This window comes from Catenovulum sediminis (assembly GCF_007289895.1).
Classification (GTDB): Bacteria; Pseudomonadota; Gammaproteobacteria; order Enterobacterales; family Alteromonadaceae; genus Catenovulum; species Catenovulum sediminis.
The window spans coordinates 2,978,213-2,992,314 of the sequence record NZ_CP041660.1; the positions used below are offsets into that span (position 1 = coordinate 2,978,213).

Here is a 14,102-nt window from a genome sequence, read left to right on the forward strand (position 1 = left end):
ATAACGTTAAAAAGCGCCATTTTTTGGCGCTTTTTTTGTTTATGAAAAGAGGTGCTTTAGCATTTATTTTATTAGGTAAAAATTATTCATTGTTGTAAATTATAACCGCCCCACAAACACACCTTATTGGCCATATCCGGCTATATTTTCGTTCAGGAAATAGCATGACAGATCTAATTAGTATTTTTCTCTTGATTATCATCAGTGCAGTTTTTGCAATGTCAGAAATTGCAATGGCTGCAGCACGTAAAATCAAGCTTCAGGTAAAAGCCGACGAAGGTAGTCATAAAGCTTTAGCTGTTTTAAAACTTCAGGAAAACCCAGGCGCGTTTTTTGCGATGATCCAGATAGCATTGAACGCGATCGCGATTTTGGGCGGAATTCTGGGTGAAGCTGCGCTGACACCCTATATTTCTGGTTTTGTGGCTTACGTTTACGATGGCGAATATTTACAAACCATTAGTTTTGTATTGTCATTTATTGTCTTAACCGCGTTATTTATTTTATTTGCTGATTTATTACCCAAACGGATCGCCATGATTATGCCGGAAAATGTCGCGGTTTTACTGGTAACGCCCATGCGCTGGGTGACGGTTGCGCTAACGCCGTTTGTGGTTATTTTCAATAGTCTGACCAACTTAATACTGCGCGTTTTTAAATTGCCCACAGAGCGCGAAGAGATAGTGACGACTGAAGATATCGTGGCAACTATGGAAGCTGGAGCCGAGCACGGCAGTTTACAACAGCAGGAGTATCAGTTAATCGAAAATGTGTTTGAGTTAGAATCCAGAACTTTATCTAGTGTGATGACGCCTAGAGATCAAATAGTCTACTTTGATTTGGCCGCAAGTAGCGAAGAAATTACCAAGCAAATTGTTGAAAATCCACATAATCATTTTTTAGTCTGCGATAACACATTGGATAAACTGGTTGGAATTGTTGATTGCAAGGATATTTTCCGCGCAATGTTAAAGGGTGATGGTGCAAAAATATTGACAAGTATGGTGGATAAAGACGTGTTTTATTTACCAGAAACATTAACCTTATCTGATGCGTTAAATGCGTTTAAAGTTGCATCTCAACCCTGCGCTATTGTTGTCAATGAATATGGCTTTATTGTTGGTTTAGTCACAGTTAAAGATTTACTCAGTAGCTTTATGGGTCAGTTAATCACTCCCCTAGATGAATCGTTGATTATTAAAAGAGATAGTCATTCTTGGTTAATTGATGGTTTGACCCCGGTTAATGACGTCGCTCGCGAGTTAAACATACTGGCATTTCCAGACAAAAATCAGTACGAAACAATCGCTGGCTTTATTTTGTACAAATTAAAAAAACTACCTAAGAAAACCGACTATGTTTGTTTTTCCGGCTATAAATTTGAAGTTATTGATGTGCAAAATGTGCGAATAGAGCAATTGTTGGTTACGCTTATTAATTAAATAGACTATCGGGCAAACAATATCAGGAGGGCCAGATGCAAAAGCACAACAATGCTAAATTTAGAGTTGAATCGGATAGTATGGGCGAGGTGAATATACCGGTTGACGCATTGTATGGCGCGCAGACGCAAAGAGCAGTGCAAAATTTTACAATCAGTCATTTGCGGCTACCGCAAGAATTTATTCAGGCTTTGGCACTTATTAAAGCAGCTGCGGCAAACGCGAATGATTCATTAGGTTTGTTGGTTAATGACAAAGCTCAGGCGATAGAGCGTGCCGCTTTGGCTATTCACAGCGGCCAGTATGCTGAGCAGTTTCCGTTAGATGTTTTTCAAACGGGTTCTGGTACCAGCAGTAATATGAATGTAAATGAAGTGATTGCGCATTTAGCCTACAAATTGTACCAGCAAAAAGTACACGCAAATGATGATGTAAATAAGGGACAAAGCTCAAATGATGTGATCCCCTCTAGTATCCATCTAAGTGTACTCATTGAGTTAAAAAAACAGTTGTTGCCGGCTATTCAGCACCTAGTTAATACTCTTGATGAAAAGGCGGAATTACTAAAAGAAGAAGTGAAAACCGGTCGTACACATTTAATGGACGCTTTACCCATTACCTTTGCTCAGGAAGTAGGTGGCTGGTCGCAGCAGCTTAAGATGTGTGCGGCTAGAATCGAAGCAACACAAACGAGTTTATCCCAACTAGCAATAGGTGGTACGGCTGTTGGTACTGGGCTAAACAGTTCAAAACTATTTGCGCAAAAAGTCTGTGATTATGTAAATGAAAGGTTACAATCATCTTGTGAGCAAGCAACATCAAATTGGTGCTTTGTGCCGGCAAGAAACTATTTTACCGCATTGAGCTGTCAAGATAGTGCATTGGAGCTAAGCGGTCAGTTAAAAGTATTGGCAACCAGTTTGCTCAAAATATCGAATGATTTGCGATGGATGAATAGTGGTCCATTATCTGGTTTGTCTGAAATTAACTTAGAAAGTTTACAACCCGGCAGCAGTATCATGCCTGGTAAAGTAAACCCAGTTATCCCTGAAGCGGTTGCAATGGCATGTGCGCAGGTAACCGGTAATGATGGCTGTATTACAGTGGCGGCTCAATCTGGCAATTTTCAACTGAATGTAATGTTGCCTGTGATTGCGTATAATTTATTGCAAAGTATATCCTTGATGCGTAACGCTTGTTATGCGCTTGCTGATAAATCCATTGCCACTTTCACAATAAATCGCGAAAAAATAGAGCAGACACTGTCTTATAACCCGATATTGGTGACAGCATTGAATCAGAAAATTGGTTATGAGCAAGGTGCTAAAATTGCCAAAAGAGCTTATGCCGAAAAGCGACCCGTTATTGACGTCGCTGTCGAAATGACAGATTTAGACAAAGAGACATTGGCCGATTTGCTCGATCCTAAAAAATTGACTTAATGTCTGTAAATCTTACTAACTGCTTGTAACTCTTACGGACTGATTACTTATTTTGTAATAACTCCAACATCGTTTTTTATAAAAAGCTCTTTTAAAACAGTTTCTTAGTTTTCATTCTCGAATGGTATGTAATTTGAACTGTTAAAGATGAGACAAACATCATTTTGATTTTTGAATGTCATTTTAGACAGATAATAAGGAGATTGGAAATGCTACATTGGTCTATTACTTTTTTGATAATTGCGTTGATTGCAGCGTTGTTTGGTTTTACTGGCATTGCCGGCGCAGCGGCATCAATTGCCAAATTTATATTTTTCTTATTTGTTGTGCTTTTAGTGATCTCTTTGGTTATGGGGGCCATCCGAGGGCGTGCTCCAAGGCCATAATGAGTTACAAAACCCTTGACAGCTCGTCAGGGGTTTTGCGTTTTTAGACAAAACTAAAATTGCTCTGGGAGTCTCGTCAAGATGCTTTTTTCACTGTATTACTTGTTTGTCGCTTTATTATTATTTAGCTGTGCTTTTTTACTAGATAATATATTCCTAACCTTTTTAATTGATTGGTTTGCTTTAAATTTCTTACTTGTCGCATTGGCTTATGTTCTTAACAAGCCTCAAATTTTTAGAAAAAAGCAAAACGGACGATTACCATTTTATGTTCGCTGGTTGTTCATTCCATTTCTGATCTGTATCAGGCTGTATAATTTATATGCGCGTTATCACGATCCTGTCCCTGCGTTACAGCAAGTAGATCGTAATCTATACTTAGCACGGCGATTATTACCCTCAGATGCAGAGAATCTTAAAGAGCAGGGCATAACCGCTATTTTAGATGTCACTGCAGAGTTTAATGCATTAGATTTTTCTATTTTAGATGAAGATGTTGAAACGCAAATTGAATATTTAAATATTCCGGTATTAGATCATTCTGTCCCGTCTAAAAACCAATTACTAAAAGCGCTCAATTGGCTGCATAAGCATCAGGCAGACGAGCGCTCAGTGGTTGTTCATTGCGCTTTGGGTCGTGGTCGTTCTGTTTTTGTCGTTATGGCCTATATGTTAAGCCAGCACCCAGAGGCGACAATTGAAGAAGTGATGACGCGAATTCAACAAGTACGTGCAACCGCGCGGCTCAATAAAAAACAGAATAGAAGGTTAAAGCAATTTCAAAAAGCGGGATTACTGAGCGTTAAAAACAAAGCTTGCTTGATTGTTAATCCCGTATCAGGTGGGCAGAAATGGGATAAATATAAACTAGAAATTTTTGATTTGTTGTCGCCTTACTTTGATTTCCAAATTAAATACACAAGTGAAAGCATCAGTGGTGAAACGCTTGCGCAGCAAGCGTTAAAGGAAAATTTTCAGATATTGATAGCTTGTGGTGGTGACGGCACAGTGACTCAGGTAGCAAGCCAACTTATTAATACCAAAGCTAAATTAGGTATTATACCGCTTGGCACAACAAATGCGCTGAGCCATGCATTGTGGGGCATCAGCTCTAAAGTGCTGCCAATTGAGTCAGCTTGTATGAATATAATTGAAGGCTACAGTTGTCAAATTGATACTGCCAAGTGCAATGAAAAATTGGTCTTATTGCTGGCCGGTTTGGGTTTTGAACACACAATGATTGAACAGGCTAACAGAGAAAAGAAAAATGCGCTGGGCCAGTTTGCCTATCTGCAAGGTCTTTGGAATGCGATAGGGGCGAATAAAAGTATTCAACTAGCAGTTCAATTTGACGAAGAAGCTGAACAGAAAATAGATGTGACAAGTTTAACCGTTGCTAATGCAGCACCTTTTACTTCATTGTTGGCGCAAGGAAAAGGCGCTCCGGATCTGCGTGACGGGGAACTGGACGTCACTTGGATCCCAGCATCAGATGCGATTGCTGAGCCTATTCTGAGCATGTTTGAGTTAGCGATATCAGGCGTCACAGAAACGCATTATGATGTGGCGGTAAAACACAAGCAGGTAAAAAAAATTAAAATATCTAGTGAAACAGAATGCCACTATGTAATTGACGGTGAAGTATTTAAAGATAAATGTCTAGAGGTTGTTGTACAACCTACTTCATTGAATGTTTTTGTGCCTCAATCAATGTATCTGGCACGATAAATTAAGGCAATTATCTGCGGGATTTATGCAAAGGGGCTGTAGTATGTTATGTTTGCTAGCATAATCCCCCTGTGTCAGTATAAGTGGAGTTTGAATGTTAACAAAGCCACAAAATAATGTGCGAAGAATAGCTGTTTTTGTTGATGTGCAAAACATCTATTACACCTGCAAGCAAGCCTATAATAAGCAGTTTAATTATCGTTTTTTTTGGCGTTATTTAAGCGAAATGGGAGGTATCAGCATTGCTAAGGCATATGCAATTGATAAGGGGGACAGTCAACAGCAAAAATTTCAGAGTGCCCTGCGCCATATCGGCTTTGAGGTTTGTTTAAAACCCTTTATTCAACGTAGTGATGGTACAGCCAAAGGTGACTGGGATGTTGGTATAACAATCGATGTATTGGAAGGGGCACCTCAGGTCGATACCATTGTATTGTTATCCGGCGATGGGGACTTTAGTCTGTTATTAGAAAAGGTTATGGACAAATATAAATGTGAAACCATCGTGATGGGTGTACCACAACTTACTGCTGACGCTATAAAGCAGACGGCAAATCAATTTATTGAGATAAATTCTAACTTTTTACTTTAGCGTCCAAAGTTTTTGGTTATAAAAGGGGGTAATCGATTACCTTTCTTTTATTTGTTTTTCGGGTTGTTTTTGAGTGTCTAATTAAGTTTTCTTGTGTTTTTTTGGAAGTGTGCGCTATATTTGACTTGGTTTTGTGGTAAACGTTTGCCTTATGTTCTAGAATTTCTACAGTGTAAATAACTCGTGGAATTTTATATGAATAAAAATTTATGCAAAAAACTCGTTTTTTGTTTTGCTCTAACGGTTACATTTTCAACCCATTCGGCGTTAGCCGAAGAAGCATATGTTTCAAAAGGTGTTTTATATAACGCGGCTGGGAAAGAAGTCTCTCTTTTTGGCGCTAACTACAACCTACCCTTTGCCTATGGTTATCGATCTGTTAAGAAGCTTGGGTTAGACCATAAAAAAGTTATAGATATGGATGTTGATCATATCGCTAGACTGGGTTTATCCGCTTACCGAATTCATTTGTGGGATAGATTACTTTCTGATCAACAAGGGAACCTGTTAGATAACGAACATTTGGCTCTTTTTGATTATTTGATGATGCGCCTGTCAGAAGAAAATATTACAAGTATCATTACCCCATTAGCTTGGTGGGGGAGTGGATATCCAGAGAAAGATCCCAGAGAACCCGGTTTTTCGACGCGTTTTGAAAAACATGAGATGAATCAGAATCCTGATGCAATTCAAGCACAAAAACGTTATTTAACTCAGCTGATGAATTACAAAAACCGCTACACTGGGCAAGTCTACGGTACCGATCCAAACATACTCGCTTTTGAATTATTTAATGAACCCAAACACAAAGCGGATGCGCAAAGCAGTGCCGCTTATGTTGAAAGCTTGATTGCCACAATGCGTGCGGCGGGTGTTACAAAACCTTTGTTTTACAATATCAGTGAACAGGGCAATGATCAGGCTTTTGCGCAAGCATTATGCCAGTCATCCATCGATGGTATCGCATACCAATGGTATCCAACCGGTCTTTTAAAATATAGTGAATTACAAACGAATGTATTGCCAAATGTTGCGAAATACCACAATCCTTTTAAACATATCGAAGCCTGTGCTGATAAAGCAAAAATGATTTATGAATTTGACGCTGCTGATATCGACGTGCCTGTGATGTATCCAGCGATGGCAAGAAGCTTTCGCGCCGAAGGTTTTCAATGGGCAACCCAATTCGCCTACGATACTGCTGCATTATCAGACAGTAATGCAGAATATAACACTCACTATTTTAATTTATTATACACACCTGCTAAGGCAATCAGCTTGATGATAGCAGGAGAAGTATTTAAAAATTTACCACGTCATGTAAATGTCGCTCAATATCCAGAAAGCAATCAATTTGATTTGTTTACGATTGATTACAGTCGTGCGCTCAGTCTGTTTAATTCAGCAGAAAAGTTTATTTACACAAACACAAATGAGATTGAAGCTAAGTCAGCAGGCAAACTGGTTCAAGTGGCTGGTGTTGGTCAATCTAAGTTGGTTAATTATCAAGGCTCGGGCGCTTATTTTCTGGATAAAATAAAAGACGGAATGTGGCGGCTAGAAGTTTTTCCTGATGTGATTCGTTTAGATGATCCGTACAAAAATTCAAGCCTCAAACGTGAAGTCGGTCGGCTGTACTTTGCAAAGCGGCAAATAAAAATAAATATTCCAAATCTTAACAAGCAATTTTATTTTAATGGCATTAATCTGGATAATCATTTAAGTGGACGCGCTGAGCAAGGCGCTATTGTAATTGAGCCTGGGGTTTACCTGTTGGCAAACAAGCCAGTTAGTCAAGCAGATATGAAGGCAGTGGATAAAGATTATTATTTACCGGCGATCAAAGACGCAGAGTTAACAGTCTCACATCAAGCTGCAAGACAGCTAAGTTTAGCCGATGAGCTGGTTTTTGAAGCAAATATTGGTGCGGCTCAAGTGCCGCAAGATGTTAGTTTAAATATTCGCTACCTTGATTATCGTAAATTCACGACAGTCAAAATGGAACACATACATGCTGGACTTTATCGCGCCAAATTAGCCAAGTCAGAAGAGTGGGAGCTCAGTGGCATGCTTGAGTATGCAATTAGCGTTAACATAAATGGACAAACGACAACCTTTCCGGGCGGTGCAGCAGGACAACCAAATGAATGGGATTTTGTTGACAAAGGATATTGGTACACTGAGCTTAGAGCTGAAAAAGCACCTGTAGAACTTTTTAACGCAGCTTTAGACGTGAATAGTAAAGTTTATCCAAAAGATGGTCACTCAGGCTGGCAGTATGTATCTGCGCAAAACGATAAAGGCTTGGCATTAAGGTTAACCATGGATAATGTGGTAGAGGGAGATGAAAATTGGTTGGTTCGGCTTACCCCATCAAGTGAAAACCCGGTAAAAAGGCGTAATCTAGCGGGATACAATACGTTGGCGATAAAAGCCAGAGCCGTTACTCAGACAGAATATATTGAAATATCTATGTTAGATGCAAATAGCTTAGCATATGGCACTAGGGTTAAAGTATCTCCTCAGTGGCAATATCTGTTAATACCACTGAGCAAGTTGAAACCGACTCAAACATTACTAACGCAAGCCTATCCTGTATTTATGCCTGTGAGTCTATCGACCAGTGAGGTTAAAATGGCGGAAATCATAGATATGCAAAACTTGAATAATTACCAAGGGTTTCAGTTTAGGTTAGTGGATGGTTTATACAAACCTTCAGCTTTAGATAAATGGCATGCCATTGACATTGAATCAATCGAATTGATTCAGCGGTAAATTTATAGATAAGCTAGGGCGTGTTTATCTTTGTTTATAATTTGAGCTGAGAGAAAAAATGGTCTTAGGCAAGGCAGAAATAATGAAGTTTAGTCATCTAAATAAGTTATTTCTAACGCTGCATAAGACCATTTTGGCCTCAGCCCGAAGGGCAATGGCTATTTTAACCCTTAACGGCATTAGAATTCGTTTATTTAGAATGACTAAACCCCACTCATTCTGCTTTGTTAATGATTAAAATAGCCTATTGCTCAAAAATAATACAAAGATAAACACGCCCTAAGGCGTGTTGAGCATTGCACAGAAAACAAAGCTTAGTACGCCTTAAACCTCGCGCTTAGATATAAGCGCTGTATAGTATGTCTACATAGTATCTCTAGATAGTATCTCTAGATAGCATCTCGATGTGTATATCTAAGCGAGTATATAATGAGGGATAAAACAAGAATAAGGCAAGCGGGTATTGGCTACTCGGCTGATTAGGCTTTTATACCTTTACCTAAAGTTTGAGTTTGAGCTTGACCTTTGTTGTCATACGTCATCGCATCAGAGTTTTGCATTGCCAATATAGACTGTTTTAAACGTTGAATATTACTTAGGCTGGTACGGATAACACGCTCATTGATAGAGTTTTGCGCTTTTACCTTGGCAAGCAAGGTTTCTACTTCTTCAACCGCTTGTTGAAAGGAAGCTTGTTTTTTGACTTCTGAAAGATCCTCCAGCGCTGCAATTTCTTGATCGCAATTTTGGATATGATTTAAAAGCGCATTTTTCTCTTTGGCAATTTCATACACTTCATCTGCTTTACGCTGTTTAAACGCATCAAGCTCTGCATTTAACAATGCCATCAACTTATTTAAGTTGTCTTTTTGTTGGCTGAGCAGAGCAGAAGATTTATGCATATATTATAGCCCGAATAATTTACCTTCACTGGCGATAATATTAGCAGCTAGCTTGTCAGCGTTCACTTTATATTCGCCAGACTCAATTGCTTTTTTTAATTTTTCCACTTTTTCTTGATCAAAACCACTGGAGTTTTGTGCCTTTTTATTCAAGTTATTTAAATTCTGTGCCGTTTGGGTAAGCGATACAGAGTCTTGTCGCGGAGCAGCCGCTTGATTTTGCGCTGCTTGCGGTCCTTGGTTGGCTGTTTGCTGATTTTGCTGAGCTTTTTGTTGCGCTTCAGATGCAGCTTTACCAACCTGATTATTCAGATTGTTAACATTGATAGCCATGATTTACACCTAATAAATTCTTTACATCTAGTTTATCGGCGGAATATCAAATTTCTTTAGCTTTAATTTAGCTTTTTATAAAAAAATCTGAACTTCCGATACTGAGCTGACGCGACCTTGGATAACACGGTTAGAGCTCTTGTTTCTGACACTTACGGTTTCACCATAACTGCCATCTGACAAAGCAATTCCGACCGCCTTGACAGATAAACCCGATGCCACTGCCTCTATTGTAACCAGTTCGCCCTGACAAACAAAGCATATATTTTTATTCAGTATAGCTTCTCCTGAACGAATTTGCCGCTTTGCTTTGCTGCCGACTATGGTTTTTATATCGGCCATAAACCCATTTCGTGCACGATTTTTTTCAATCATAGCTATTTGCACATCATTTTGTGTAATGGTTTGGCCTGATTCTATGTAGCTGTGCGCGACAACAACGGGCGTCATTATTTTGACCTGTACTGGAACATACATGGCCCAACCGTCTTCGCCTTCACAGCGTACCCTGACTGTCATGTTTTTTGAATAGGGGTTTAGATTAGGAATATGGGCTGTAATTTCACGTTCGCATGGTTTAATATCAAGTCGACTGTCAATTGGGGATGCAGTTGCGGTTAATTTATCATCTGCTTGTGCAGGGTATACTGAAAGCGCATGTTCCTCTGCAAGTGTTTCAATTTGTTGACGCGTATACTGATTTGCTTCGAGCTGAAAACTCGTCAGAGTTAAAAATAGCGATAAATACCTGTAGAAATTTTTCATTCTGCTAACCTTAGTAATTAAGTTCCACTTTTTTTATAATCGACTATGATTATTTAAAAAAAAGCGTTATAAATGAATCTAATAACCGTCAAATAATTGTTGGTTTAAAACTGATATTTGGTTGTCGCAAATAGCGTGCCGAAAATTAACCCTTGGAGAATATAATGGCCGGAGTACTTGATTCCGTTAACCAGCGAACGCAGCTTGTTGGGCAGAATAGGCTTGAATTGCTTCTATTTAGATTACAGGGCCGACAAAGATTTGGCATTAATGTATTTAAAGTACGCGAAGTATTGCAGTGTCCAAAATTGACCTCGTTGCCAAAACGCAACCCATATATTCGTGGCGTTGCTCATATTCGGGGCCAGACTATTTCGGTTATTGATTTAAGTATGGCAACTGGCGGCAAACCGATTCAAGATACTTCTAGCTGTTTTATTGTCATTGCAGAATATAATCGTTCCGTACAGGGCTTTTTAGTTTCTTCAGTCGAGCGGATTATCAATATCAACTGGGAATCTATTATGCCGCCACCTAAAGGGGCTGGTCGTTACAGTTATTTAACTGCAGTGACTGAAGTGGATAAAGAGCTGGTTGAAATATTGGATGTTGAAAAAATCTTACATGAGATAACACCAATAGATGCAGTTGTTAGTGAAGGCGTGATGGAATCTAATCCAGTCACCAAAGATTATACTGAAAAAGTGATATTTATCGCCGATGACTCTTCGGTTGCGAGGAATCAAGTTAAAAGGGCGCTTGAAGGGTTCGGCATTGAAATGCGTTTAGCAATCAATGGTAAAGATGCATTGGTAAAGTTAAAAGAACTGGCTAAAGAAACCGGTGATGTGACCGATAAAGTTGCTTTGCTAATATCTGATATTGAAATGCCTGAGATGGATGGTTATACATTAACGGCTGAAATCAAGAATAATCCTGCACTGAAAAACCTCCATGTTATTTTACATACGTCATTGAGCGGTGTTTTTAATCATGCGATGGTAGACAAAGTGGGAGCAGATGATTTTATTGCAAAATTTAATCCGGATGAGTTGGCGGGAGCGGTTCAAAAATGGTTAAACGTAGATTAGGGAAGCTGTGTGCTGGATAAAAATATTGGTGTAGAAGATTACAACAAGTTTTGCACATTTCTTGAACATCAATGTGGCATAGTACTTGGTACAAATAAACAGTATTTGGTTAAAAGTAGACTATCGCCTTTATTGTCACGCTTTAATGCCAAAAGTTTAGGTGAAATTGTTAACCGAGCGATGAGCGTAACAGAGCGGCAACTGCGTGCCGCAGTTGTTGATGCGATGACCACAAATGAAACTTTGTGGTTTCGTGACAGTTACCCATTTGAAGTGTTAACTCGGGATATCTTTCCAGAATATGATAAAAAAGCGCAACTGATAAAAATTTGGTCTGCAGCTTCTTCGTCGGGTCAAGAACCTTATTCAATTGCGATGACATCACTGGAGCATCAGCAAAAAAAACGCATGAGCTCACGTGTACAGATTTTGGGAACTGATATCTCGCCAAGTATGCTGGACATATGCAAAAGTGGTATCTATGACTCGTTAGCTTTAGCGCGAGGCTTAAGTCCAGAGCGCAAACGTCAATTCTTTGAACCTTGTGCGGAAGCAGGCGTTATGAAATTACGTGATAATGTACGTAATTTGGTTAATTTTCGGCAGATGAACTTATTAGACAGCTATAGTTTATTGGGTAAATTTGACATTATTTTTTGTCGTAACGTGTTGATTTATTTCTCAGCAGAAAACAAAAGTAAAATTTTAAAGCAGTTTGCCAATGCATTAAATCCAAATGGTTATTTGTTTTTAGGTGCATCAGAATCGATCTCAGGTTTAAGTGATGATTTTGTCATGCAGCGTTGCAACCCCGGCATTGTCTATAGACTTAAAAGTTAGGTTTTAACGTTAAACATAAAGATTAAAGCGGCATTATTTGCCGCTTTTTTATTGTGGAATCTAATTCCTTTCTCAATCTTGCTCACACTTTCCCATCTTAAAATTCATTTAACTGATTGATTTTATTAATCTTTATAAAATGATTCTCGTTTTGTGTGATTTTGGCATTTTTGTTGCTTTATTACTTAAGAGTTCTTAGGAGACAAAAAAATGGCGATTTCATTAGATAATTATTTGGGGATGCAAACTAACGCAATCAAATTGCGTATAGAACGTTCTGAAGTGCTTGCCAGTAATATAGCAAATGCTGACACCCCAGGTTATAAAGCTAAAGATTTTGATTTCCATGCGGCATTATCTGGCGCGCGTAAACAATATACGACTTCGCTCGAACAAACCGATGCAAAACATCTGAATGCCAGTTCTACTATAAACGATGGTTTGCAATATCGTATCCCAACCCAGCCTGATACGGGGGATGGTAATACAGTAGAGTTGCAAGCAGAACGAAACGAATTTTTGCAAAATCAACTTAGGTTTAATGCAAGCGTACAGTTTACTACTGACAAAATTACCGGCCTGAAAAAGGCCATTAACGGAGGGCAGGGCTAATGAGTTTATTTAATGTATTTGATGTTTCTGGCTCGGCGATGCGTGCACAATCTGTACGTTTAAATACGACTGCCAGTAATTTATCCAACGCTGACAGTGTCAGTTCATCCATTGATCAGACATACAGAGCGCGCCATCCGGTATTTGCGGCTGAAATGACACGTGCTGCTTCTAATATGGATAATGCATCGAGTGTTGGGGTTAACGTAAAAGGTATCGTAGAAAGTGATAAACCGCTGCAAATTGAATATAACCCAAATCATCCGATGGCAGATAAAAATGGGTACATCTATAAACCGAATGTCAATGTAATGGAAGAAATGGCGAACATGATTTCTGCATCACGTGCCTATCAAACCAATATTCAAATTGCGGACAATGCCAAAAAAATGTTGTCGCGAACATTGCAAATTGGTCAAGGTCGATAAGGTAACGCACTATGGATTCCATTAATAATAATCTGGATTCATTGCGCTGGAATACACAGCAGTCGAACAATGAAACGGAAACTGAACGCAATACAATGAAACAAGAAGATTTCTTCTCCTTGTTAACGACTCAGTTAGCCGCTCAAGATCCGACGAATCCTGCCAGCAATGAAGAAATGATCTCGCAGATGACCAGTTTTACAATGGCTGAAGGAATTAGTGATTTGGGTACTAAATTTGATACCTTTACCAGTCAATTCAGTCAATTTTTAGACAATAACTCGGTCAATCAGACATCCAATAAAGCGTTACAAGCTTCATCTATGGTTGGGCGTAATGTACTGGTAGAGTCGAATGAATCAGCGCTCTTTCAATACGGCGAAGGAGCATATGGTATGGCTGGGCAATTATTGTTTAGCGGCGGTATGAATGATATCAAAGTGAATATTACCGATAGTGCTGGAAAAGTATTGGAAACTTTGGATTTAGGTGCCGTTACAGACGGGCCTGTTTCCTACCAATGGGATGGGCTTGACGCAGATGGTAATCAGATGCCCCCAGGCCTGTATCAGGTTCAAGCAACTGGTATTGATCCTGAATCCGGACAGCGCACTGAAATTTCAAATGGTGCATATTCAACTGTTAGTAGTGTGCGCTTTGGCGCCGGCAACGCATTAGATATGAATTTAGCTGGGTTAGGCAGTTTTTCAATGGACGACATTATTGAAGTCGCGCCCTAATTCGAATGAATAAGGCAAACGAAGAG

14 protein-coding genes are annotated in these 14,102 nt (G+C 39.2%); 11 read left to right on the forward strand and 3 right to left on the reverse strand.

All coding sequences use genetic code 11. The features are described 5' to 3' along the window. Positions 1-164 precede the first annotated feature (164 nt). The 6 genes from paeA to FNT16_RS12600 all read left to right on the forward strand — a co-directional run bounded on the left by paeA (position 165) and on the right by FNT16_RS12600 (position 8,365). Positions 165-1,442, forward strand: a complete 1,278-nt coding sequence (paeA, locus tag FNT16_RS12575; RefSeq protein ID WP_143871908.1) for a polyamine export protein PaeA — start codon at positions 165-167, stop codon at positions 1,440-1,442. A 35-nt stretch (positions 1,443-1,477) separates the two neighbouring features. Beyond that, positions 1,478-2,884, forward strand: a complete 1,407-nt coding sequence (locus FNT16_RS12580; protein WP_143871909.1) for a class II fumarate hydratase — start codon at positions 1,478-1,480, stop codon at positions 2,882-2,884. 209 nt (positions 2,885-3,093) lie between these two features. Beyond that, on the forward strand, positions 3,094-3,270 hold the full coding sequence (locus tag FNT16_RS12585; protein ID WP_143871910.1) for a DUF1328 domain-containing protein: 177 nt from the start codon (positions 3,094-3,096) through the stop codon (positions 3,268-3,270). 81 nt (positions 3,271-3,351) lie between these two features. Further along, the gene (locus tag FNT16_RS12590; RefSeq protein ID WP_143871911.1) at positions 3,352-4,998 is read left to right on the forward strand and encodes a diacylglycerol kinase family protein; all 1,647 of its coding nucleotides are present in this window, start codon (positions 3,352-3,354) and stop codon (positions 4,996-4,998) included. 118 nt (positions 4,999-5,116) lie between these two features. Beyond that, positions 5,117-5,590: an NYN domain-containing protein gene (locus FNT16_RS12595; protein WP_185976757.1), complete on the forward strand. Its 474-nt coding sequence runs from the start codon at positions 5,117-5,119 to the stop codon at positions 5,588-5,590. Positions 5,591-5,785: 195 nt separating this feature from the next. Continuing rightward, positions 5,786-8,365, forward strand: a complete 2,580-nt coding sequence (locus FNT16_RS12600; RefSeq protein ID WP_143871913.1) for a glycoside hydrolase 5 family protein — start codon at positions 5,786-5,788, stop codon at positions 8,363-8,365. 479 nt (positions 8,366-8,844) lie between these two features. Here the strand turns inward: FNT16_RS12600 and flgN are convergent, their stop codons facing one another. The 3 genes from flgN to flgA all read right to left on the reverse strand — a co-directional run bounded on the left by flgN (position 8,845) and on the right by flgA (position 10,365). Continuing rightward, complete coding sequence (flgN, locus tag FNT16_RS12605) at positions 8,845-9,267, reverse strand: flagellar export chaperone FlgN (protein ID WP_143871914.1); 423 nt, start codon at positions 9,265-9,267, stop codon at positions 8,845-8,847. Between the two features lie 3 nt (positions 9,268-9,270). Continuing rightward, positions 9,271-9,600, reverse strand: coding sequence for a flagellar biosynthesis anti-sigma factor FlgM (gene flgM, locus FNT16_RS12610; protein ID WP_143871915.1), 330 nt, complete (start codon positions 9,598-9,600; stop codon positions 9,271-9,273). 75 nt (positions 9,601-9,675) lie between these two features. Next, a complete protein-coding gene (flgA, locus tag FNT16_RS12615; protein WP_143871916.1) occupies positions 9,676-10,365 on the reverse strand; it encodes a flagellar basal body P-ring formation chaperone FlgA in 690 nt (229 codons plus the stop codon). A gap of 164 nt (positions 10,366-10,529) precedes the next feature. On the opposite strand from flgA, the gene FNT16_RS12620 reads away from it, so the two are divergent. The 5 genes from FNT16_RS12620 (at position 10,530) to FNT16_RS12640 (ending at position 14,076) form a co-directional block, all read left to right on the forward strand. After that, complete coding sequence (locus FNT16_RS12620; RefSeq protein ID WP_143871917.1) at positions 10,530-11,456, forward strand: chemotaxis protein CheV; 927 nt, start codon at positions 10,530-10,532, stop codon at positions 11,454-11,456. Between the two features lie 9 nt (positions 11,457-11,465). Next, the gene (locus tag FNT16_RS12625; RefSeq protein ID WP_143871918.1) at positions 11,466-12,296 is read left to right on the forward strand and encodes a CheR family methyltransferase; all 831 of its coding nucleotides are present in this window, start codon (positions 11,466-11,468) and stop codon (positions 12,294-12,296) included. Between the two features lie 210 nt (positions 12,297-12,506). Next, entirely contained in the window at positions 12,507-12,908 is a 402-nt protein-coding gene (gene flgB / locus FNT16_RS12630; RefSeq protein WP_143871919.1) for a flagellar basal body rod protein FlgB, read from the forward strand. Continuing rightward, the gene (flgC, locus tag FNT16_RS12635; protein WP_143871920.1) at positions 12,908-13,336 is read left to right on the forward strand and encodes a flagellar basal body rod protein FlgC; all 429 of its coding nucleotides are present in this window, start codon (positions 12,908-12,910) and stop codon (positions 13,334-13,336) included. Before flgB ends, flgC begins: the two co-directional genes overlap by 1 nt. Positions 13,337-13,347: 11 nt before the next feature. After that, on the forward strand, positions 13,348-14,076 hold the full coding sequence (locus FNT16_RS12640) for a flagellar hook assembly protein FlgD (protein ID WP_143871921.1): 729 nt from the start codon (positions 13,348-13,350) through the stop codon (positions 14,074-14,076). Positions 14,077-14,102 lie beyond the last annotated feature (26 nt).